Genomic DNA, 22,087 nt, shown 5'->3' with positions numbered 1-22,087 from the left:
GATATGAAGGCGATCAAGGGGATACTCTTCGACAAGGACGGGACGCTTCTCGACTATGACGAGAGCTGGCTGCCGGTGAACCGCGAACTGGCGCGCATCGCGTCGGCAGGTGATCCCGAACTTGCGAACCGGCTGCTTCTGGCTTGCGGCATGGATCCGGTCACCGGCCATATCGTTCCCGACAGTTTGCTTGCGGCCGGCAACACCCGCCAGATTTCGGAAGGGCTGATCGCGGCCGGCTCGAAGCTTGACGTGATCGAGCTGGCGACCAAGCTGGACGATCTCTTTTCGCACGCCGCCGAGTTTTCCGTTGCGGTCACCGATCTTTCCGCTTTTTTTGGTCGCCTGCATGGCCGCGGCTTTCGTCTCGGCGTTGCCTCGAGCGACAACGAGCGCTCGATCAAGCAGACGGCCCAGCGTTTTGGCTTTGCGCCCTTCATCGACTACGTGGCCGGTTACGACAGCGGCTTCGGCACGAAGCCGGAACCCGGAATGGTGCTTGGCTTCTGTGCGGCGACGGGCCTTGACCCCTCCGAAGTCGCTGTGGTCGGCGATAACAACCACGATCTGCATATGGGCCGCAATGCTAAGGTCGGCGTCACCGTGGCCGTTCTCACCGGCACGGGATCGCGGGAATCGCTCGCCGCCGCATCGGACTACTGCCTGAACGACATTACAGAGCTCGAGGGACTGTTGCCCCACCTCCAGCTTGCCTGATTGACCAAGGGCTTGCGTTTTCGTGAAAATTACCCTTTCTTTTCGCCCGGTCGAGGACAAAGCCCGTCAGCATGATGCTCGGGGTCCGAAAGGCGGGACGGGGAAAATGGTATCCGAAGCGCCACCCTTCTGGTGGTCGAAAGCCGATTGGCGTGCCTGGGCGCTCTATCCGATTTCCTTCCTTTACGGACGTGTCGCCGGCTACCGTATGGCCAACGCCAAGCGCGCCTCGGTGCCCGTGCCTGTTATCTGTGTCGGCAATTTCACGGTCGGGGGTGCCGGCAAGACGCCGACGGCGCTGACCATCGCTCGCGCGGCAAAGGCGAAGGGGCTGAAGCCGGGCTTCCTGAGCCGCGGCTATGGCGGCTCCCTCGACGTCACAACGGTTGTCGATCCGGCTCATCACCGTGCCCTTGCTGTCGGCGACGAGCCTTTGCTTCTCGCCCGAGAAGCGCTGACCGTGATCTCGCGCCGCCGTGTTGAAGGGGCTCAGCGTCTCGTGAAGGAAGGCGCGGATCTCATTATCATGGACGACGGATTTCAGAGCGCGCGGCTGGCGATTGACTATGCATTGCTGGTCATCGATGCCACGCGCGGCTTGGGCAACGGCCATATCGTTCCGGGCGGCCCCGTGCGCGCGCCCATTCGCCAGCAGCTGCGCTACGCCACGGCGCTCCTGAAGGTTGGTGGGGGCGAGTCCGCCGACAACATCGTTCGGATCGCCGCGCGCGCGGCCAAGCCCTATTTCACAGCCTCGCTGAAAGTGTGCGACAGCGCCGAACTTTCTGGCCGCAACGTGCTGGCCTTTGCGGGCATTGCCGATCCGTCGAAATTCTTTCGCACGGTCGAATCCGTCGGCGCGCAAATCGCTGCTCGCCGTTCGTTTGGTGATCACGAGCATCTGACCGATGACGAGATCGACGACATCCTCTCAACCGCAGAGCGCGACGGCCTTCAGATTGTCACGACGTCCAAGGATTTCGTCCGCCTCGCCGGCCATCATGGCAAGGCCGAGGAACTTGCAGCGAAATGCCGGGTGATCGAGGTGGAGATGGCCTTTGCGGACGCAATGGCGCCAGGGTTGATCATCGACCGCGCGATCAATGCTTGCCGCGAGCGGCGTTTGAAGGAAGGGCGGAAGGCCCTAAGCGGAGATCTTTAGGCGCTGGCGCTCAACGTTTCTGATTGGGCAGGACGCCCGCGCGCTTGTCGGCCTCAAATGAGGCAACGGCATCGGCATAAGGTTCCTGGCGCGCGACGCTCCAATAGCGCAGCTCGTCGAGCGGGATCTGCTTGCCAGTGATTGCGCACACGACGTAGGAGCCTGGCGACAGGATCTGAAAATCCGCATCGAGATACCGTATCTGCGCCTGGCGGTTTCCATTTCCCTCGAACAAATTCATGCGCTCCGTTTCCTTGCGGCTTGTTATTCGCCTGCCATAACGCGGCTCCGCTGGCTTTTCCAGCTTTTTCAGCTCCGGCCAAACAGCCGTTCGATGTCCGAAAGCTTAAGCTCAATGTAGGTCGGACGTCCGTGATTGCACTGACCGGAACCCGGGGTGACCTCCATCTGGCGCAGAAGCGCGTTCATCTCTTCAGGCCGCAGCCGCCGTCCGGAGCGCACGGATCCGTGGCAGGCCATGGTCGCTGCCACGTATTCGAGCTTAGCCGACAGGCCGGACGCCGTATCCCATTCGGCAATTTCGTCCGCCAACTGCCGGACAAGCCCCGTGGCGTCCACCTCCCCAAGCATGGCAGGTGTCTCACGCACCGCGATCGCGCCCGGACCGAAGCGTTCGATCGCAAGTCCCAGATCGCCAAGCTCGGTGGCAAACTGCATCAGCCGATCGCAATCCTCTTCCGGCAGGTCGACGATTTCGGGAATGAGGAGCACTTGCGACGCAAGCCGCTTCGAATGCAGGGCCTTGCGCATCGCCTCAAATACCAGGCGCTCGTGCGCGGCGTGTTGATCGACGATCACCAGGCCATCATCCGTCTGTGCGACGATATAATTTTCGTGGATCTGCGCTCGGGCGGCACCCAGCGGATAGCGTTGCGGCGGCTCTTCCGGCGTGACCGGCATGCTTGGAGGCACGGCGTCGCTGCGGGCTGTCGGCGTCGCAAGTCCGTCGAAGGAAGCCTGAGGACGCTCCCCGAAGCTACTATTCGCAGCCTCGTAAAATGGGCGCGAGGGGGATGTTGCCGCCGACCAGGGTTGTTGCGGCCGCTGGGCACTCGGCTGGAAACCCGGTCGGAAGGAGCGCAGCATTCCGTCGGCGCCCGTTGTCGCTGCCCGGCTGCCGTCACGCACCAGCGCCTCGCGCACAGCCCCGACGATCAGGCCACGCACCAGTTGCGGGTCGCGGAAGCGCACGTCCGATTTGGCCGGGTGCACGTTGACATCGACAAGGGCCGGGTCGAGCGTGATCGACAGAACGGCAACCGGATAGCGTCCGGCCGGGATAGTCTCGGCATAAGCGCCACGGATCGCCGACAGGATCAGCTTGTCCTGCACCGGACGGCCGTTGACGAAAGCGTACTGGTGGGCCGAGTTGCCGCGATTGAAGGTCGGGATGCCGGTAAAGCCGGTCAGCGATATGCCTTCGCGCTCGGCATCGATCTCGATGGCGTTGTCGCGGAAGTCCTTGCCGAGGATCTGCGCCATGCGCGCCAGATGATCGTCGCCCGTCGCCGGCAATTCCAGCGTCGTGCGGTCAGTCCCTGACAGCACGAAGCGCACGCCGGGGAACGCGATCGCCATCCGCTTGACGACCTCGGTGATCGCCGCAGCCTCGGCCTTCTCCGTCTTGAGAAATTTCAGGCGGGCAGGCGTGGCGAAGAAGAGATCGCGAACCTCGACGATCGTGCCCGGATTGCCGGGTGAGGGGCGAAGATGCGTAATTCTGCCACCCTCGACAGCGATTTCATTGCCACCGGTGCTGTCCCGGCGGCGGCTGGAAATGCTGAGTCGTGCTACCGAGCCGATCGATGGCAGCGCTTCGCCGCGAAAGCCCAGTGTCCGGATGTCATCCAGCGTGTCTGAGATCTTCGAGGTGCAGTGGCGGCGTACGGCAAGCTCCAGATCCGCAACGTCCATGCCGGAGCCGTTATCCGAAACTCGCAGCAGGCTCTTGCCGCCGCCGGATGTCGCAACCTCGATGCGCGTCGCCCCTGCGTCGAGGGCGTTCTCGATCAGTTCCTTGGCGGCACTTGCCGGTCGCTCGATGACTTCACCGGCGGCAATCTGGTTGATGAGGGTTTCTGAAAGTTGTCTGATGGCCATGCGCCATTCTCTTGGATTCGCGGGGCCGAGGGAAGTGCGAAAGCGCAGCCGTTCCCTTGTTCTGCACGCTCCAATTCCGGCCGCTTAGCGTTAAGCGCGCCTTAAGACAAAGATGCCATTTTGCGACTTACTTCCGAGGATTGGGTTTAAATCGGACAGATGTGGGACGCGTAGGAATGAGTGCCGGCTTCGAAAAAGCGGACACATCATCTGTAAGCAGCGAAATGTCGGCTGATATCAGCCTGCAGACGGCGCTGTTTGACGCGGTATGCGAGAGCCTCGGCGCCGCATTCATTGTCTACGACAAGACCGACCACATGATCTTTGCGAGCCGCCAGGTTCTCAATTTCTTTCCCATATCGGAGACCATGCTGAAGCCGGGTACGCGGTTGCGAGACTTCCTCGGCGCGATCCACGACACTGGCATCCGCACGCAGTCACCCAGCAATCAGGCGGCGATGAGCCGTGAGGATTGGCTGTCCCAGAAGATTGCCTCGCATTGGCGCGAACGCTTCGAAGCCGTCGAACGGCACGGTACGGATCGCTGGATTCGCTTCGGCAAGCGTCGCCTCGCCAGCGGCTATGGCGTCTCGGTCATCCAGGATATCTCCGAGGACAAGAAACGCGAGGAACAGTGGCGCTCCGATCTGGAGCGTGTGCAACTCACCGAGGATATCCTCGATAACCTGCCTTTCCCGCTCTTCGTCAAGGACCGCAATCTCAATTACGTCGCCGTCAACATCGCCTTTTGCGAAAAGTACCAGACGACGGTTGACGAAGTGCTCGGCCGCAAGAGCGGTGACCTGTTCTCCAAGGAGGTTGCCCAACGCTTCGAGGAAAGTGACCGTCATGTACTGGAGACCGGCGAAATGTCGATCTCCCGCCAGCGACAGGTCTCCCGCGACGGCGTCGAACGCGACATAGTCGCGCGCAAGCACCGCATCGGCAAGCCCGGGCGCTATTTCCTCGTTTCGACCATGCAGGACCTGCCGCGCGACGGCGCCGATCTCGATGAGTTCCGGCTTGCGTCGGCGGTCACAACATCGAGCAAGAATTCCTATCGGCGCGCCTACGTTCCCATGGGCGGCAGCGGCGAGCGCCGCGAACCGGCCGCGATGGAGGCCATCGTCCCGGAGAACTTCTCGGGTCGGAAAGTCCTGGTGGTGACGTCGGATGTGGTGGCTGAAGCAGCGGCCCTGCGGACCCTCGCCAAATACGGCTTCGAGGCCTGCTCGGTCCGCGGTGAGGACGAGGAAGAGCACTTCCTGGAGATTGCGAGCTCTTCCGGCATCTCGCTCGACCTGCTCGTGATCGACAATCAGCTTGGCATGCGTTGCCTGGAGCTCGCCGAGCAGTACGGCATCCCGGCGCTGGTGATGGATGGCTTCCAGCTCGCCAATGAGCTTACTTTCCAGATCGCCCGACATTTCAACCGCAGCAATCGAGGCGAGATCGCCGAAAGCATCGATTGGGAGATCACTACAGTCGAAGACGTGAGCGTGCTCGACGTGCTTGTCGCCGAAGACAACGACATTAATCAGATCGTTTTCTCGCAGATCCTCGAGGGTCTCGGCTACCGCTACCTGATCGCTCCAAGCGGCGACGAAGCGATCCGGCTGTGGACCGAGCACCAGCCTAAAATCATCCTGATGGATATATCGCTGCCGGGCTTCAACGGTTTTGAGGCGGCGCGGCTGATCCGCCAGACCGAGGAAGGCGGCAGTTCAAGGACGCCGATTATCGGCGTTCTTACTCAGGCCTTCGAGCGTGATCGAGTTGAGTGCGCAAAAGCCGGAATGGACGACGTGATCATGAAGCCGGTGAGCCCTGATATTCTTCAGGGGATCTTTCAGAAATACCTTGCCGGGGATATCAGACAGGTCGGCATGTGACGAACAAAGCTCGTCAAGCCCCTAGATCTAGGGGCAGCATACGGTTTCAACGTGGCCGATCCACTATCGAATTCTTAAGACTTGCCCGCCATCCTTCCTGGCATTGGTGCAGTCTGGGTCTGAATGATGATGTCGGCTGAAATGCCTTTGGTGCCCGTAAGTCAGAATGAACTTCAGACAATGGCCTATACCGACCCACTGACCGGGCTCGGCAATCGCTACCGCATGCGTGACCGCATTGCCCAGATCGCCGCGGAGCGCGCGAGCGATCCCGCACCCTTCACGATCGGCATTGCCAATCTCGATTCCTTCAAACCGATCAACGATCTTTTCGGCTCTTCGGCGGGCGATGAGATTCTCTGCCAGGTCGCCCATCGCCTGAAGGCCTGTATTCCCGATGGCGCCTTGGTCACGCGTCATGACGGTGACGAATTTGCCTTTGTCCTGCCGCTGGTATTCGAGCGGGCGAGCGCCGAGAAGTTCGGCCAGATGATCCGCGAAGTCCTGTCGGCTCCATATGATCTCGGCGATCGCAATGTGAGGCTGTCGGCTTCCTTCGGCTTTTCGATCTATCCATTTGCGGGCGAGGAGTTCGAGGAACTGCTGAAAAGCGCTGAGACCGCGCTCTACCGCTCAAAGCGCCGCGGTCGCGGCCAGATCACCGTCTATTCCCGCGAAATCGCCCAGGAAATGAAACGCGCGACGCAATTGGAACAGGCGCTGCGCAATGCCATTATCTCCGATGCCATTGACGTGCATTTTCAGCCGATCGTTGCTCTTTCCAACAATCAGGTCGTCGGTTTCGAAGCCCTGGCGCGCTGGAACGATCCGGATCTGGGTTTCGTTTCGCCGGGGGTCTTCGTTCCGCTCGCGGAAGAACGCGGCTTTATTGACGCCCTGTCCGAGGCGCTGTTGCGCAAGGCGGCCGAAGCGGCACTTTCCTGGCCGCGCGAACTCTTTCTCTCGTTCAATCTCTCCTCGGCGCAGTTGATGGACCCGGGGACGAGCAGCAGCATCCTCTCGATCCTCGGTCGCGTCGGCTTTGACCCGCACCGGCTCGAACTAGAGATCACCGAGACGGCGGTGATGGGCTCGGCCGATACGGCAAACCGGATCATCGCCGATCTTCGTCAGGCCGGCGTTCGCATCTCGCTGGATGACTTCGGGACGGGCCAGTCGAGCCTCGGGCGCCTCCGCGATTTCATGTTCGACAAGATCAAGATCGATCGCGCCTTCGTGTCGCGGATCAATTCCGACCGTGCGTCCGAGCACATTATCAAGGCCATCCTCACTATGTGCGAGGGGCTGGACCTGGAAGTGGTCGCGGAGGGGATCGAGGATTATTCGGAAGCGGTGAAGCTGCGCTCGCTCGGCTGCGGCATGGGGCAGGGCTATCACTTCGGCAAGCCCGCGGATGGTATCGCGACGCTGCGGTTTCTGCATGAGAACTACTACGATACCTCGGATCGCGTTAGCGCCTGAAACGCCGATGGCGCCCCTTCGGACGCCACCGGTTCCGCGATAACTCGCTGCGCACTGTCTTACTTGTTCGTTGTAGAGCCGGTAGCGGTGGTATCCATTGTGCCGGGCGCAGGGGCCTTCTCGGCTGCGAGCATCTGAAGCGTCTTGAATTCCGGAGCCGCCTTCAATGTCTCAGCGGTCTCGGACGTGGTTAGCTTGACGCTACCGTCCTGCGTGTTCTGGGCGACCGTGATCTTATCCATTGGAACGGCCACATTCTTTTCGCCGATTCCGAGGAAGCCGCCAACGCCAATGATCGCTGCGACCAAACCGCCGTCCTTCTTCATGATCAGGTCGTTGACGTTACCGATGCTCTCGTTCTGACCGTTGTAGACCGACTGACCAATATAGGTATTGGCACTGATCTGGTCCGCAGCCTGCTCGGTCAAATATGAGCCGCCTTTCTGTGCGGTGTTGGTCGTCGCAGCCGGTGCCGGAGCCTGAGCCGCGTCACCTGCCGGGACCGGAGCCGTTGCATCCGGAACCTTCGGCGGAGCTGTCGGATCGCTTGGCGCTGCCTGCGTGGCCGGCGCATTCGGATCAGCCGGCTGGGTTGCGCTCTGCGAGAACGCCGTCGGTGCGAAAGCCGTGGCAAACAAGGCACCAGCGGCAACGGTTGTGAGAAGTTTGCGTGTCATCTCGAACCTACCTTTTCAGTTCAATAGTGATCTCTAGCCATTTTGCCTTCCTTCGCAGTCGGGCGTCCGTTTGGCCGGTTCACTATTGAAATGAATGGGATTTCTATTGGTTCCCGAAAAAAATCGCGCAAAAATTGCTAATTTCGTGGAGCTTCTATCGCAAACGCTGCGGTGACCCTCGCCAATCAACCCCACCGATGAAAGCAAGAAGGGCGCCCCGGGCGCCCTTTCCTTTGTGCCTGACTTTGCGTCAGATCACATAAACGGGGTCAAAAATTCCCTTTACGGTGACGTCAAGTTCGAGCAGGGACCCGGCCTGCGGTTGCATGGACCGCGCATCGTCATCCAGCCCTTCCCATGCCGTGGTGACTGCAAGGCGGTCGCCATTCGTTCCGATGAAGGCAGGACAGGAGGGTTGTGCCGCCGGGACCTTGTAACGCGAAATGCGTAGCCCATCCGGGCTGTAGCGATCGACCGTGCCGGCACCCCACCGCGCATTCCAGATGTACCCGTCGGCGTCGACGACCGAGCCATCGATGCCGCCCGGCTCGTCCATGGTGTCAACCAGCACAATCGGTTCACCGGTCGGCAGGCCGGTCTGTGCGTCGACCATCACCCGCATCAGGCGACTGAGGCGAGTGTCGGTGAAGTAGCCGATCGTTCCATCCGGCGAGAAGCAGATCGAATTCGGAATGCTGATGCCGTCGAAGATCTTGGTCACGCGACCGCCGGCCACATGGTAGATGGCGCCCGCGCGGTTTTCCGCCCGCTTGCTCATCGTGCCGATCCACAGTGCGCCGGAAGGATGCGTCCGGCCGTCGTTCGAACGGTTGTCCGGGTTGTCGCTTTCGAGCGCCACATAGAACGTCAGATTGCCGCTCTTCGTGTCGCGGACGAAGAGGCCCTGTTCGGTCGCAAGCAGTTGACGCCCGGCATCGATGCGCGCCAGCACGCTCGCCATCATCGGCAGGGCGTGCACCTTCTTTTCGTTCGTCGAAAGATTAAGCTCGTGCAGTTCCTTGCCGAGAATATTGAACCACCACACCGTGTTGGTATCGGGGTCGTAGGTCGGCCCTTCACCCAGCACGGAGCTGGTATTGCAGAGTGTCCTTCCCGCGAATTCATGAACTTCCGTCATACGCCTTAAGCTCCTACCGCTGCGTCATAGGCGTAAATGGTCGCCTTGGCACGCTCGGCAACCTCTGCTGCGGTCATTCCCGGCTTGTAGAGGCTGGTGCCAAGACCGAAGGCATGAATGCCGGCTTTGGTGTAATCAGCGAAATTCTTGTCTGAAACGCCGCCGACGGCAGCAATCACGAGCTCTGGCGGCAATATTGCGCGGATTGCGGTGATACCGGACGGTCCGAGAACACTGGCGGGGAAGAATTTCAGCCCCGTTGCGCCTGCGCGGGCGGCGGCCAGCGCTTCCGTCGGGGTGAACACGCCAGGCATCGTGACCATGCCGTAGTTGCGGGCAAGCACGATGACTTCAGGCTCGACGTTGGGCGTAACCAGCAGCTTGCCGCCCGCCGAATTCAGGCTGGCGACGGCCTCTGTCGTCAGTACGGTTCCGGCGCCGATCAGGCAATCGGCAGGCGCCATCTTCGCGGCGATCTCGATCGACTTGAACGGGTCGGGTGAGTTCAGCGGGATTTCAATGGCGGTCAATCCGCTTTCGATCAGCGCACCGACCACGCTTTCGGTCTCTTCGGGCTTAATGCCCCGAAGAATGGCAATCAGCGGGCGCTTCATCGTGGGGAAGGGGATACGGTTCATCGCTTTGGTGCTTTCTTAATTCGGCCAAATGGCTTTGGCGGCGGAAGCAAGCCCGCCACGGACAGCAGTGTCGGCGTCAATCGTGTTGAAGGATAATGATAGTGCCTTGAAGGCCGCTTCATAAAGACCCTGCAGTCGGCCGGCGGCCACAAGGGTAATGTTAACGCCCGTACCCGCCGTCGCCATGGCGCCGGCGATTTCCAGGCCGATCAATGTGCCGGAGATCCTGGCCTGTGCCGCTGCGGCCGTGAGCCCATGCAGCAGCTGTCCGGAGCGCGCCGTAAAGAAGAGGTTGGTCGCCATTGCCGGCTGTTCGTAAGCTGCCTTGATCGCGCTTTCGAAGGCCGCCACATCTGTCGGCGTCTGTTCCGCGCCGGCGACGGCATGCGACAGAATCGTATGCTTGGATATCGCATCGAAGAGTTCGCCGGTCATGAAGCTGGAGAAGCCGGTGACCCATCCATTCGTGACATGCACCCACTTGGAGTGCGTGCCAGGCATGCACACGGCCTGTGATCCGCTGCTTGCCGGGCCAAGCGCGCCGAGAAGCTGTGTTTCCTCACCGCGCATGACGTCGGGCCTTGCCTGATCCCTCTGCGCGAGCCCCGGAAGGATGCGGACGTCGCGGCTCTGGCCGGGAACGGATGCCGCGCCGGTGAGGATAGAAGATAGCGATGTCGGCACGTCGACATAGCCGGCCTCGACCCATCCCTGCTTTGCACCAGCCATGCCGCAGATGATGACCGGAAGATTTCCTGGCGCGTCCATCTTGGCCAGGTGCGAGGCCAAAACCTCAGCAAAACCGGTCTTCGCAGCCGTCGTCATGCCTTCGTTGCTGCGGCTTTCGCCAAGGATGCTGTCATCCTTGCCGATCAGCCAAAGCCGGAAACTGCTCGTTCCCCAATCCACCGCGACGTAAGCGGGATCCGCCATCAGAAAATGCCTCCATCGACAATAAGAGATTGTGCGCTGATCGCTGCCGCGCAGCTCGACGCCAGAAACAGGCACGGACCAACGATCGCATCGGCGTGCAGGACCTTCTTTATACACTGACGCTGCACGGTCCGAGCAATGCCGTCCTCAGTGAGCCAGAGTTTCATCTGACGATCCGTTACGATCATGCCTGGCAGAATACAATTGACACGGATGTTATCAGGTCCGAGCTTGCCGGCCAGACTTTTTGTCAGCCCGATCACACCGGCTTTTGCCGCCGAATAGGCAGGGAATTCCGGCATGTTGAGGAGAATGGCGATCGACGACATGTTGATCACCGCGCCGCCGCCGGCGGTGCGCATCGAGGGCGCGACGGCCTGCGTGGCGAAGAAGACGTGACGTAGATTTGTCGCCTGGTTATTGTCCCAATACTCCTCGGTCACAGCCTCGAAATCGTGCCGGTCGTCGCGCGCGGCGTTATTGACAAGCACGCTGATCGGGCCCGAGTGAGCGACGACTTCATCGACCGTCCGGCGGATTTCTGCAACATTGCGCAAATCCGCCTTGTGGAAGCGAACGGGATGCAGCGTGTCGCGCGAAAGCCTCTCCACAAGCTCGTGGCTTTCCGTTTCCGCGACATCGATGAAGGAAACCTTGGCGCCCTGACGGGCAAAACCTTCGACGATCGCCGCCCCAATGCCGGACCCGCCTCCGGTGATCAGTACGCTTCGATCCCTGAATTCCGGAAACTGCGCAACAATACCCGTCACCTTTTCCTCCCGGTTTTGCAACTGTTCTATTATTTGGAACTCAATTTGACTATATGGAATTATCCGATTACGTTGGTGCTCCTGTCAAGGCATTTGGGGCAATGATGAGTGCGGCAAAAGAGAGTGCGCACGGGAAGCGCGACACGGGCACCCTAGGCAAGCTGATGGTCCTTCTCGACCTTGTGAGTCATGCCGACGGCCCCATGCGCTTCACCGACATACTGGCGGTCGCCGATCAACCCCGCGGGACGGTTCACCGCCAGCTCAGTCATCTCGTGGAAGAGGGGCTGCTCGAAATCGATGAGGACGGCCGTTATCTGCCGGGCTTGCGGCTGCTGGACTTTGCCTCCCGCAGTTGGGGACGCAACGAATTCCGGCTCGTTGCCGAGCCGCACCTCAAGGCTCTCCAGGATCTAACCGGTGAGACGGTCCATCTCGGCGTGCTCCGCGGCACCTCGATCATCTACCTCGACAAGTTCGAGGGGCAACAGCCTGTCAGAATGTACTCACAGATCGGCAATGCGTCGCCGGTCTATTGCACCGGTGTAGGTAAGGCCGCCCTGTCCGTTCTGCCCCGGGAGCGCGTTGAGGCTTTGGTCGCGGAAATCGCCTTCCACCGCTTCACGGCCAACACGCATACGGCCGAGTCGCTTCTTGCGGAGATCGAGGAGATAAGAAAGCAGGGCCATGCCTTCGACCGTGAGGAGCACGAGGTCGGAATCTGCTGTATTGCGGCCCCGATCTGGTCGGAAAACCTGTCGCTTGTCGGAGGCGTTTCCATCACTGGTCCTGCCTATCGGCTCGGCATGGAAAACCTGTCAGAATGGGCTGCTCCGATCCGCGAAACATCTGGACGGATCATGGAGGCCATGCGCATCGGCCTAGGTCCGCGTCGCTGACCTGCCGCGACCGGTGGGCCTCCTCCTAAAGCATAGTATTGAGATTTTCTGACGAATCATCACAATTGACGCTCGTCAATCCCCCGTCCTGGGGTGTATGTGCTGGTAAATCGTCACCGGCGATACAAATTGCGACGGCGCGGACGAGACGCTGTCCATCAGGCTTCCATCTTTTTTGAGTTGAACACGTAAATGAACCCATCGCAGCCAGCATCTTCCGTAGACGTACACGTTAGCGAGATCGCCGGATTGAAAACGCAGTTTGATATTTTCCGCTTCATGAAAAAGGTGACGGAAGCCTATCGAGCGCGGGCCTTTATGGTTTTCAATCTTCCTTCGACAACGGCGATCGATCTGCAGAGCAGCACTGTGATCTCAAGCTGGCCAGTGGAACTGTTGGCAGCTTATGACCAAGAGGGGCTTGTAACCAATAGCCCGGTCATGAAGCGGTTGAGGGCATCGACCACGCCGTTTTTCAACGACGTATCACAGGTGAAATTGGAGCGAACCGATGGAAAGGCCGGCTTTGTTGCCGCCCTTTTCGAGCGCTTTCGCATGATGCGTTGTGCCTATTTCCCCGCCCACGAGGCCTCTGGCGGTCGCGGCGCCGTGTCATTCTCGGGCGATCGCGAGGCGTTCACCGCCGAGGAAATGCGCGAACTCCACTATATCTCCACCCACGTCTTCGATCGGTTGGCGGAGGTTCGCAGTTATGACACGCGGGTCATGGATACCTTGACCGACCGCGAACTCGACTGTTTGAACTGGACTGCAGCCGGTAAGACCAGTGTTGAGATCGCCGAGATCCTTAATCTGTCCGAGCATACGGTAAATCACTACCTCAACCGTGCGACGAAGAAACTCGGTACCGTCAACCGGACTCAGGCGGTTGCCAGAGCTTTGCGGATTGGTCTCATAAAGTGACAGGTGCGCAAATTGTGGGCTTCGCAGGCATTCGCGCCTAAATCTTCGCCACGGCCTATCAGCATGTCGCTCGATAACATTGGCTTTGCCAACTGTTTGCCAGTTGGCACGTTTTCTGCTTCCTTGTCTCCAGCGGTCCAGAGGGGACCTGGTAACGACGCCGGATAAACGGCGCGACCCGCATACTGCCCGCCGACGTGACGGTGCCCAATTTCGGGCTTGGACGTCGGCGGCGGTTGTTGCGTTTGGGACACGCCGCCGCCGGCATTCCCCCTCGCTTTCTTGTCGGATGGACTTTTGTGCTGGCCTTTTGGCACGCTTGCTCTAGTTCGCAAGGCTTACCTCGGTCTCCTGGAAGGCTGTTGCGGCTATCAGGGCGAAAGCCCGGCGGACTTGGTGGACGCAGCCGCCTTCCGGTTGACCTCGCTCCTCAATCGCCACATCGATCACCGATTTTGTTTGGCGAAGACGCGGCACTCCTCTATCTAGAATGCCAACACAGGCAGTGAGGATGGAATGACCGGCGTCACCAAGGAACAGGTTCTCGAAACGCTGAAGACAGTGCGCGGGCCGGATCTCGAACACGATATCGTCGAGCTCGGGATGGTGTCCGATGTCTTCATTTCCGATGGCAAGGTCTATTTCTCCATCACCGTTCCGGCGGAGAGCGCCAAGGAGCTGGAGCCCCTTCGCCTCGCGGCGGAACGGGTCATCAAGGAGATGCCGGGCGTCAAGGGAGCGCTGGTCGCGCTGACGGCGGACAAGAAGGCCGGCCCGGGATCGGCGCCAGTGTCGCGCCCGCAGCCGCAGGCGGGACATGACCATCACGGCCATGCACACGCGCCGCAACAGCAGCCGCGCGCGGGCAAGCTCGGCGTTCCCGGCATCGGCGCGATCATCGCCGTCGCCTCGGGCAAGGGAGGCGTCGGCAAATCCACGACCGCCGTCAATCTTGCACTCGGTCTTCAGGCAAACGGCCTGCGTGTCGGCATTCTCGATGCCGATATCTACGGCCCGTCGATGCCGCGACTGCTGAAGATCTCCGGTCGTCCCACTCAGATCGATGGGCGCATCATCAATCCGATGGAGAATTACGGACTCAAGGTCATGTCGATGGGTTTCCTCGTTGACGAGGAGACAGCCATGATCTGGCGTGGTCCCATGGTGCAATCGGCGCTGATGCAGATGCTGCGCGAGGTTGCCTGGGGCGAGCTCGACGTGCTTGTCGTCGATATGCCGCCCGGAACCGGCGATGCGCAGCTGACGATGGCGCAACAGGTGCCGCTGGCCGGCGCCGTCATTGTCTCGACGCCGCAGGACCTCGCTCTGGTCGATGCCCGCAAGGGATTGAACATGTTCAAGAAAGTCGAGGTTCCCGTGCTCGGCATCGTCGAGAACATGAGCTATTTCATCGCGCCCGATACCGGCAGCCGCTATGATATTTTCGGGCATGGCGGCGCTCGCAAGGAAGCCGAACGCATCGGCGTTCCTTTCCTCGGCGAAGTGCCGCTGACGATGAACATCCGCGAGACGTCGGACGCCGGAACGCCGCTTGTCGCCACCGAGCCGAACGGCATCGTGGCCGGCATCTATCGCGAGATCGCCGCCAAGGTCTGGCAGCAACTCGGCGGGCAGCCGCAGCGGGCCGCGCCAGCCATTGTTTTCGAGTGAATGCTTCGCCGCCGTTAGGCTCCCAATTGCGGAGAAAATGTGGTCAAACGGCGCAGTGGACGTAAGATGTCTTGATTCTTTCGCAGCTTTCCGTCATATGGCGCGCCGTCGCCATGAGGGCGGCTGTTTTGCGAATGCTCGATGATGGCCACCCTGCCGGGGCCGGTCACCTGCATGTTCGGAGTTGTCTTGGCCGAAGGATTGGTGACTGCGATGCGGTTGAGCACGTTGCATATCTCGGCGGTTGCCGGATATGGCAGGGATCGTATGAACTTTCCTCAAACGTTTTCGCTAAGATCGGGAACTTGCGTCACAGGCGGTGTGCCGTGCGCACAGTGCTCGGATTGCCGGAGGCCGATCCGGTGATCACGGCTTACTGTTCCAACTGCAAGTCGGTCGAGATCGGCGATTTGTCGCAAGGCTCGTTGCGCGACGACGTCATATGGATCGACATGATCGAGCCAACGCGCGAGGAGGAGCTCTTCGTCGAAAGAACGCTCGGCATCGAAGTGCCGACGCGCGACGACCTCAAGGATATCGAGCCGTCAGCCCGCCTCTATACGGAAAATGACGCCGTATTCATGACCGCGTCCCTCGTTTGGAAGGCGGAAACGGACGCGCCGACGCTGACCGATGTTGCGTTCATCCTGGCCGGCAAGCGGATGGTGACGATCCGCTATGCGCAGCCGAAATCGTTTGCACTGTTCATTGCCGCGCTGCACCGCGTGCCGCAGCAGTGGCGCAGCGGCGCGGCCCTGCTGACGAAGCTCTTTGAAACCGTGATCGATCGGACCGCGGAGATCCTGGAGCTCTCGGTCGCCCGTATCGACATTCTGTCGACGCATGTGTTTGGCGATCGCGCCCGGAAGGTGCGCAAACCGTCGAACTATCTGGAAGAAAAACTCAGGGACATTGCGGGCCATCATCGCCTCGTCAGTAAGGTTCGGGACAGCCTGGCGTCTTTGTCCCGGCTGATGACGTTCTTCTATAATGTTCCGGCCGTCCAGCAGGATCACGATACCAAAGAATTGTGCAAGACGGTTTCACGCGACATCCAGTCGCTCAACGAGCATGCTTCTTTTATTGCAGGCAATATCACCTTCCTGCTCGACGCTTCGCTCGGCCTGATCAACATCGAGCAGAACTCGATCATCAAGATTTTTTCGATCGCGTCCGTGGTGTTCTTGCCGCCGACGCTGGTCGCCTCCATCTACGGTATGAATTTCGAATTCATGCCGGAACTGCACTTCGCTCAGGGATATCCCTATTCGCTTGGGCTGATGGTGCTGTCCGCCATCATTCCCTTCTTCTTTTTCCGATGGAAAGGCTGGCTCTGAAGAGCCTGTTTTCATTTCATGCACGAAGGTAGCCATTCACACGAACGCACAATGAAGCCGCGCAAGCTGTTCTACCTTGCGCTTGGCTCCATCGGCGTCGTCTACGGTGATATCGGTACCAGCCCGCTTTACGCGTTCCGTGAAGCATTGAAGCCTGTCGCAATCGACGGCCTCACCCGCTTCGAGGTGATCAGCCTCATCTCGCTGATGATCTGGGCTCTGACCATTATCGTCACCATCAAATACGTGCTCTTTCTGTTGCGTGCCGACAACGAAGGCGAAGGCGGCACGCTTTCCCTGTTGGCGTTGCTGATGAAGACCGCCAATGGGCATACCGCACTGTTGATGCTGCTCGGCCTGGTCGGTGCGGCGCTGTTCCTCGGTGACGCGATGATCACGCCGGCGCTCTCGGTTCTGTCGGCCGTCGAAGGCCTGAAGCTCGTCGCGCCCAGCATGACGAGCTATATCGTGCCGATTTCGGTCTTTATCCTGGCCCTGTTGTTTGCTGTGCAATCGCGTGGCACTGGCGCCGTCGCCCGCTTTTTTGGGCCGATCACGGCACTCTGGTTCCTCGTTATGGCGGCTGCCGGCATTTCGCACATCTCCGATGACTTCGGGATCCTTGCCGCTTTCAACCCGTACTATGCGGTCAGCTTCCTGCTGCACGAGGGGTTCTACGGCGTCGTCGTGCTTGGCGCGGTCTTCTTGACCGTGACAGGTGCCGAAGCGCTCTATGCCGATCTTGGCCATTTCGGTCGTCGGCCGATCCAATGGGCGTGGTTCGCGCTGGTTTTCCCATCATTGACGCTGAACTATCTGGGGCAGGGTGCTCTGGTGCTTGGAAATCCGAAGGCGATGTCCGACCCCTTCTATCTGATGTATCCGCAATGGGCGTTGCTGCCTGTCGTCATCCTCGCGACTGCGGCGACCATCATCGCCAGCCAGGCAGTCATCACGGGTGCCTTTTCGCTCGTCCGCCAGGGCATCAACCTCGGCTTCCTGCCGCGCATGGAGATTCTTTTCACCTCGGAGACGAATACCGGACAGATCTTCGTGCCGTCCGTTAACGCCGTACTCTTCTTCGGCGTCATCTTCCTCGTCATCAGCTTCAAGACGTCAGACGCTCTGGCAATCGCCTACGGTATCTCGGTAACGGGCGCGATGGTCGTCACATCGATCATGGCCTTCGAGTTTGTGCGCGTACGCTGGCATTGGTCCACAGCCGTTGCCACGCTGGCGCTTGCGCCGCTGGTATGCTTGGAAATGATCTTCCTGGGAGCGAACCTGCTGAAGATCCATGATGGCGGTTACATTCCGGTGCTGATCGCGAGCGTCTTTACGATCATCATGTGGACGTGGCGTCGCGGTACCGCTCTTCTGACTGAGAAGACGCGCCACACCGATATTCCGTTGGCGTCTTTCGTTAGCTCGATTGAGCGCAAGAGCGACCATTCGCCCGCCCAGGTGCCCGGTACCGCGATCTTCCTGACAAGCGATCCGGAATCGGCGCCTGCTGCCCTGCTGCACAATCTGAAGCACAACCACGTTCTGCACGACAAGAATGTGATCCTGACGATCCGCACGATCAACAAGCCGCGCGTTCCGAGCGCCGATCGCTACAAGGTCGAGCCGATTTCGGAGCGGTTCTCGCGTGTAGAGCTGCAGTTTGGCTTCATGGAGTCGCAGAACGTCTCGCAAGCCTTGGCGACGCTGCGCAAGACCGGCCTGAAGTTCGACATCATGTCGACCTCTTTCTACCTCGGCCGCCGCAAGCTGGTTCCCGATGCGAAGTCCGGCATGCCCTATTGGCAGGATCGCCTTTACATCGCACTTGCCAATGCAGCAGCCAATCCGTCGGACTACTTCCGACTGCCGGCAAACCGCGTGGTGGAACTCGGCTCGCACGTCATTATCTAGACAGCACATACTGCCCAATAAAAGCCCGGCGATCTGCCGGGCTTTATTTTTCCTTGCTCTAATTCTTTCACCCCCGAGAGCCACCGCATTAACCAAGCATCAAGGTTAATGAGACATTTTCAACGGCATGTTCATGCGTCTCATGCCGGAGTCCCGCGTTGCGTCGAAATAGCCCTTCCCGTGGCAAGCTGCGCCTCTTGCTTCAAAATTGGAGTTCCCCCGCGCTCTTCGGCGTTTGTGGGTGGCTGATGTCGCCGACGATGGCGTCCCATGCTGACCTCGCTGCTCTACTTGCCGGCCTCGACCAGGGACGGGAAAACTGGCGCATGGTTTTGACGAATTCGCCGGCAGGGTCGATTCATCAGGCCGAACTGACCTTTGCCGACCCTGTTGTCACGGGCACAATCGCAGCCGGGGCCGGTATGGTTCTGCCCGACGGCCGCAAGGTCGCCTTCGTGGCGAACGACAAGGGCCATGAGGCAACACCGGATGAAGACCGCGTCAATCGTCCGGCCAAGAAGAGCCGTGTAGTTGCTGTCGAGAAGGTGCAGCCACCAAAGGATTTTTCCGCCGGCTCTATCCTCCAGAGAACGCGCCTACTTTTTCAGCCCGCCTTCGATCTCAAGGATAAGTCAGCCTTCGTGAAGCCGAAGATCAAGGGCAAGGAAATCGAGATCGCGACCAACTTCTATAAGAGGGAACCGCTCAAGCCGGATCGCGGCGTTTCGCCGATGCTGGCTGGCCTCGTGACCAACCCAAAGGCCGACGTGCTGGCGACGGCCTACGCGCCAGCCGCGCCTGATTACTCCCGTCTGTCGCCGTTTGATTCGATTCTCACCGACAAGGCGGACGACGGCCGCTTCGTCCCGCAGATCGGCCCGCGTGACCACGCCTGGGCCGCAAGCATCCTGGCGCCGTCGGTATTTTCGGCGGCCGAGCAGCAGTGCCTGGCATCCGGCATCTACTTCGAGGCACGCGGCGAAACGGTGAAGGGTCAGGCTGCCGTTGCCCAGGTCATTCTCAATCGCGTCCGCAATCCGGCCTACCCGAAGACGATCTGCGGCGTCGTCTATCAGAATGAGGATTGGCGTAACCGATGCCAGTTCTCCTTTGCCTGCGACAACATCAAGGATCGGGTGAACTCGCAATATCACTGGAGAATCGCCCGCGAAGTCGCGATGGCGGTGACCGCCGGCAAGATCTGGCTGCCGCAGGTCGGCTCCGCCACCCATTATCACGCTGTCTACGTTCGTCCGAAATGGGCCAAGACCATGGAGAAGGTCGGCCGCATCGGCCTGCACGTCTTCTATCGCACCTATGGCGGCGGCTGGAGCTAACGGAAAAGCCGATCCTGACGCGATTTCGTGTCTCTTCGCCGCACACAAAAGCGGATTCTTTCGGTCGATTTTGGAAAAGTGCGCTGAGATTGACCTAAGCACATGTTTTCTCATGCTTATTTTATGGCTGGACATCGACCGCTCACGCCTTGACTATGCTTTTTGCTAAAACTATGTTGCGCGCGACTTCAGAACGGGCCGAAAGGTTCTCAAACCTTGGGGTTGTTGTCCGGAAAACCGGGGTAGCGGGATCGCGGACAGCGGCTAGTGGAGGAGAGCACCATGACGGACGACCGCGAGGAAGGTCTTGAGAAGCGCCGGGCGCAATTGGGAGCGGAGCTCGCAACCAAGCGCGTAGAGGCGGGGAAGGAAGAGGCTGTCGAAGCAAGCGCCGAAGCGAGCCGCAAAGGTTACGCGGAGGCGATGAAGCTTTCGAGCGAGTTCATCTCCGCAATCGTCGTCGGCGCCGTTCTCGGCTATCTCCTCGACCGTTTTGTCGGCACGGCGCCTTGGGGGATGATTGTTCTTCTTCTTCTTGGATTTTGTGCCGGCGTATTGAACGTTCTGCGTGCTGCGGGCAAGGTTGCAAAGCCTGATCCCGGCGAGCGTCAGAATGGTGGAAAATAGGGCAGGGCGCTCCGGCGTTCGATCCAGTGCAATAATCCCGTCTTGCGCGGGCTAAAGATAGAGAGAACAAGCGGTGTCTAACGATCCGACCCATCAGTTCCTGATCCAGAAGATTGTGCCGATCGAAGTCGGCGGAATTGATTTTTCGTTTACGAATGCATCGCTCTTCATGGTGGCGTCCGCTGCCGTTGCCGCTGGCTTCCTCTATTTCTCGACGTCGAACCGGGCGATCGTGCCGGGTCGCTCCCAGTCGGTTGCGGAGATGTCCTACGAGTTCATCGCCAACATGCTGAAGGAAGGCGCCGGATCCAAGGGGATGAAATTCTTCCCATTGGTCTTCTCGCTCTTCATGTTCGTATTGACGGCAAACCTGCTCGGCATGTTCCCGTACTTCTTTACGGTCACCAGCCAGATCATCGTCACCTTCGCGCTGGCGCTGCTCGTCATCGGCACGGTTCTCGTCTACGGCTTCTACAAGCATGGCTTCCACTTCCTGAATGTCTTTGTCCCGTCGGGCGTTCCTGGCATTCTTTTGCCCCTCGTTGTGACGATCGAAATCATTTCCTTCCTGTCCCGTCCGATTTCGCTCTCCGTTCGTCTTTTCGCCAACATGCTGGCTGGTCACATCACCCTGAAGGTGTTCGCAGGCTTCGTCGCCTCGCTTGGAGCGCTGGGTGCAGTCGGTATCGGTGGCGCTGTCCTTCCTCTCCTCATGACCGTCGCCCTGACGGGTCTCGAGTTCCTCGTCGCCTTCCTCCAGGCTTACGTCTTTGCGGTCCTGACTTGCATGTACCTCAACGACGCGATCCATCCGGGTGGCCACTAAGGGATACCGACATTGACGTCCAAGGGCGTCAGTCAATTTCGCCGCAACACAACCATTTCAAAGGAGTTCAACATGGAAGCGGAAGCAGCAAAGTTCATCGGTGCAGGTCTGGCTTGCTTTGGTATGGCCGGTACGGCTCTCGGCCTCGGCAACATCTTCGGCAGCTACCTGTCCGGCGCTCTGCGCAACCCGTCTGCAGCTGACAGCCAGTTCGGCCGTCTGGTTTTCGGCTTCGCCGTTACGGAAGCTCTGGGCATCTTCTCGCTGCTCGTCGCTCTCCTCCTGCTCTTCGCCGTTTAATACAGGCGCATTGAAGGATCACGGCCTGCAGCCCGCATGCCGTGATCCTTTGCATTTGCAGTACACCTGGAGGTGAGCATGTTTTTTGTGACCCCGGCTTACGCCGAAGAGGCCCCGGCTGGAACCGCAGAAACTGGTGCAGCAACCGGTACAGACACGCATGCCGCCCCGGCAGCAGGCGATGTCCACACCGAGACCGGCGTACCAGCCGAGCATCATGGTGGCGGCGTATTCCCGCCTTTCGATTCGACGACTTACGCCTCGCAGCTGCTATGGCTGGCGATCACGTTTGTTGTCTTCTTCGTGCTCATGCAAAAGGTCATCGCGCCGCGCATCGGCAATATCCTCGAGCAGCGTCACAGCCGCATCTCGCAGGATCTCGATGAGGCAAGCCGCCTGAAGGCGGAAGCCGACGCCGACGTTGCCGCTTACGAAGCCGAATTGGCTGCGGCTCGTGCCAAGTCGAACGCGATCGGTACTGCCGCTCGCGACGCTGCCAAGCTGAAGGCGGAAGCCGACCGCAAGGCTGTTGAAGCAGGCTTGGCTGAAAAGCTCAAGGCTGCGGAAGGGCGCATCGCCGACATCAAGGCGAAGGCTTTCGCTGACGTCGGAACCATTGCGGAAGAAACCGCAACGGCTGTTGTGGAACAGCTGATCGGCACCTCGGCAAAGGCAGATATTGCCGCTGCTGTTGCCGACATCAAGAAGGGGGCTTGATC

The 22,087-nt window shown here is 59.9% G+C and carries 22 protein-coding genes; 14 read left to right on the top strand and 8 right to left on the bottom strand.

Features of this window, described 5'->3' with window-relative positions:
* Nucleotides 1-3: 3 nt before the first annotated feature.
* Together ATY80_RS22980 and lpxK are read left to right on the top strand one after the other, a co-directional pair.
* Entirely contained in the window at nucleotides 4-717 is a 714-nt protein-coding gene (locus ATY80_RS22980; RefSeq protein WP_088694615.1) for an HAD family hydrolase, read from the top strand.
* Between the two features lie 106 nt (nucleotides 718-823).
* Nucleotides 824-1,879 carry a tetraacyldisaccharide 4'-kinase gene (lpxK, locus tag ATY80_RS22975; protein ID WP_088694614.1) on the top strand — a complete coding sequence of 352 codons (1,056 nt, stop codon included), beginning with the start codon at nucleotides 824-826 and terminating at the stop codon, nucleotides 1,877-1,879.
* A gap of 10 nt (nucleotides 1,880-1,889) precedes the next feature.
* Here lpxK and ATY80_RS22970 read toward each other — a convergent pair whose 3' ends face one another.
* Both ATY80_RS22970 and mutL read right to left on the bottom strand, forming a co-directional pair.
* On the bottom strand, nucleotides 1,890-2,120 hold the full coding sequence (locus ATY80_RS22970; RefSeq protein ID WP_088694613.1) for a DUF2093 domain-containing protein: 231 nt from the start codon (nucleotides 2,118-2,120) through the stop codon (nucleotides 1,890-1,892).
* A 68-nt stretch (nucleotides 2,121-2,188) separates the two neighbouring features.
* The gene (mutL, locus tag ATY80_RS22965) at nucleotides 2,189-4,000 is read right to left on the bottom strand and encodes a DNA mismatch repair endonuclease MutL (protein WP_088694612.1); all 1,812 of its coding nucleotides are present in this window, start codon (nucleotides 3,998-4,000) and stop codon (nucleotides 2,189-2,191) included.
* 176 nt (nucleotides 4,001-4,176) lie between these two features.
* Between mutL and ATY80_RS22960 the strand changes: the two genes are divergently transcribed.
* A complete protein-coding gene (locus ATY80_RS22960) occupies nucleotides 4,177-5,892 on the top strand; it encodes a response regulator (protein ID WP_088694611.1) in 1,716 nt (571 codons plus the stop codon).
* Between the two features lie 123 nt (nucleotides 5,893-6,015).
* Nucleotides 6,016-7,374 carry an EAL domain-containing protein gene (locus tag ATY80_RS22955; RefSeq protein ID WP_088694610.1) on the top strand — a complete coding sequence of 453 codons (1,359 nt, stop codon included), beginning with the start codon at nucleotides 6,016-6,018 and terminating at the stop codon, nucleotides 7,372-7,374.
* 59 nt (nucleotides 7,375-7,433) lie between these two features.
* Here the strand turns inward: ATY80_RS22955 and ATY80_RS22950 are convergent, their stop codons facing one another.
* From ATY80_RS22950 to ATY80_RS22930, 5 genes are all read right to left on the bottom strand, one after another.
* Nucleotides 7,434-8,051: a PRC-barrel domain-containing protein gene (locus ATY80_RS22950; protein WP_088694609.1), complete on the bottom strand. Its 618-nt coding sequence runs from the start codon at nucleotides 8,049-8,051 to the stop codon at nucleotides 7,434-7,436.
* 250 nt (nucleotides 8,052-8,301) lie between these two features.
* On the bottom strand, nucleotides 8,302-9,189 hold the full coding sequence (locus tag ATY80_RS22945) for an SMP-30/gluconolactonase/LRE family protein (protein ID WP_088694608.1): 888 nt from the start codon (nucleotides 9,187-9,189) through the stop codon (nucleotides 8,302-8,304).
* A gap of 5 nt (nucleotides 9,190-9,194) precedes the next feature.
* Entirely contained in the window at nucleotides 9,195-9,827 is a 633-nt protein-coding gene (locus ATY80_RS22940; protein WP_088694607.1) for a 2-dehydro-3-deoxy-6-phosphogalactonate aldolase, read from the bottom strand.
* A 15-nt stretch (nucleotides 9,828-9,842) separates the two neighbouring features.
* Nucleotides 9,843-10,760 carry a 2-dehydro-3-deoxygalactonokinase gene (locus ATY80_RS22935; RefSeq protein ID WP_088694606.1) on the bottom strand — a complete coding sequence of 306 codons (918 nt, stop codon included), beginning with the start codon at nucleotides 10,758-10,760 and terminating at the stop codon, nucleotides 9,843-9,845.
* A complete protein-coding gene (locus ATY80_RS22930) occupies nucleotides 10,760-11,530 on the bottom strand; it encodes an SDR family oxidoreductase (protein ID WP_088694605.1) in 771 nt (256 codons plus the stop codon). Before ATY80_RS22930 ends, ATY80_RS22935 begins: the two co-directional genes overlap by 1 nt.
* Before the next feature lie 104 nt (nucleotides 11,531-11,634).
* Here ATY80_RS22930 and ATY80_RS22925 point away from each other — a divergent pair, with 104 nt between their 5' ends.
* The 3 genes from ATY80_RS22925 (at nucleotide 11,635) to apbC (ending at nucleotide 15,024) form a co-directional block, all read left to right on the top strand.
* Nucleotides 11,635-12,429, top strand: a complete 795-nt coding sequence (locus ATY80_RS22925; protein WP_088694711.1) for an IclR family transcriptional regulator — start codon at nucleotides 11,635-11,637, stop codon at nucleotides 12,427-12,429.
* Between the two features lie 192 nt (nucleotides 12,430-12,621).
* Nucleotides 12,622-13,353, top strand: coding sequence for a LuxR family transcriptional regulator (locus tag ATY80_RS22920; RefSeq protein ID WP_088694604.1), 732 nt, complete (start codon nucleotides 12,622-12,624; stop codon nucleotides 13,351-13,353).
* Nucleotides 13,354-13,869: 516 nt separating this feature from the next.
* A complete protein-coding gene (gene apbC, locus ATY80_RS22915; protein WP_088694603.1) occupies nucleotides 13,870-15,024 on the top strand; it encodes an iron-sulfur cluster carrier protein ApbC in 1,155 nt (384 codons plus the stop codon).
* Between the two features lie 14 nt (nucleotides 15,025-15,038).
* On the opposite strand, the gene ATY80_RS22910 is transcribed toward apbC, so the two are convergent.
* Nucleotides 15,039-15,251 carry a hypothetical protein gene (locus ATY80_RS22910; protein WP_088694602.1) on the bottom strand — a complete coding sequence of 71 codons (213 nt, stop codon included), beginning with the start codon at nucleotides 15,249-15,251 and terminating at the stop codon, nucleotides 15,039-15,041.
* A gap of 135 nt (nucleotides 15,252-15,386) precedes the next feature.
* On the opposite strand from ATY80_RS22910, the gene ATY80_RS22905 reads away from it, so the two are divergent.
* The 7 genes from ATY80_RS22905 to ATY80_RS22875 all read left to right on the top strand — a co-directional run bounded on the left by ATY80_RS22905 (nucleotide 15,387) and on the right by ATY80_RS22875 (nucleotide 22,085).
* The gene (locus tag ATY80_RS22905; protein ID WP_088694710.1) at nucleotides 15,387-16,361 is read left to right on the top strand and encodes a magnesium transporter CorA family protein; all 975 of its coding nucleotides are present in this window, start codon (nucleotides 15,387-15,389) and stop codon (nucleotides 16,359-16,361) included.
* Nucleotides 16,362-16,379: 18 nt separating this feature from the next.
* On the top strand, nucleotides 16,380-18,278 hold the full coding sequence (locus ATY80_RS22900; RefSeq protein ID WP_088694601.1) for a potassium transporter Kup: 1,899 nt from the start codon (nucleotides 16,380-16,382) through the stop codon (nucleotides 18,276-18,278).
* Between the two features lie 158 nt (nucleotides 18,279-18,436).
* Nucleotides 18,437-19,615: a cell wall hydrolase gene (locus tag ATY80_RS22895; RefSeq protein WP_088694600.1), complete on the top strand. Its 1,179-nt coding sequence runs from the start codon at nucleotides 18,437-18,439 to the stop codon at nucleotides 19,613-19,615.
* 282 nt (nucleotides 19,616-19,897) lie between these two features.
* Nucleotides 19,898-20,242: a F0F1 ATP synthase assembly protein gene (locus ATY80_RS22890; RefSeq protein WP_007530461.1), complete on the top strand. Its 345-nt coding sequence runs from the start codon at nucleotides 19,898-19,900 to the stop codon at nucleotides 20,240-20,242.
* Nucleotides 20,243-20,315: 73 nt separating this feature from the next.
* Nucleotides 20,316-21,068 (top strand): F0F1 ATP synthase subunit A, encoded by a 753-nt coding sequence (locus tag ATY80_RS22885; RefSeq protein WP_088694599.1) that lies wholly within the window; start codon nucleotides 20,316-20,318, stop codon nucleotides 21,066-21,068.
* A gap of 72 nt (nucleotides 21,069-21,140) precedes the next feature.
* The gene (locus ATY80_RS22880) at nucleotides 21,141-21,368 is read left to right on the top strand and encodes a F0F1 ATP synthase subunit C (protein ID WP_003588243.1); all 228 of its coding nucleotides are present in this window, start codon (nucleotides 21,141-21,143) and stop codon (nucleotides 21,366-21,368) included.
* 78 nt (nucleotides 21,369-21,446) lie between these two features.
* Nucleotides 21,447-22,085, top strand: coding sequence for a F0F1 ATP synthase subunit B (locus tag ATY80_RS22875; RefSeq protein ID WP_088694598.1), 639 nt, complete (start codon nucleotides 21,447-21,449; stop codon nucleotides 22,083-22,085).
* The last annotated feature ends 2 nt before the right edge of the window (nucleotides 22,086-22,087 follow it).

The organism is Rhizobium sp. R711 (assembly GCF_002211365.1).
Classification (GTDB): Bacteria; Pseudomonadota; Alphaproteobacteria; order Rhizobiales; family Rhizobiaceae; genus Rhizobium.
This window is presented reverse-complemented; position numbering and strand designations above follow the sequence as displayed.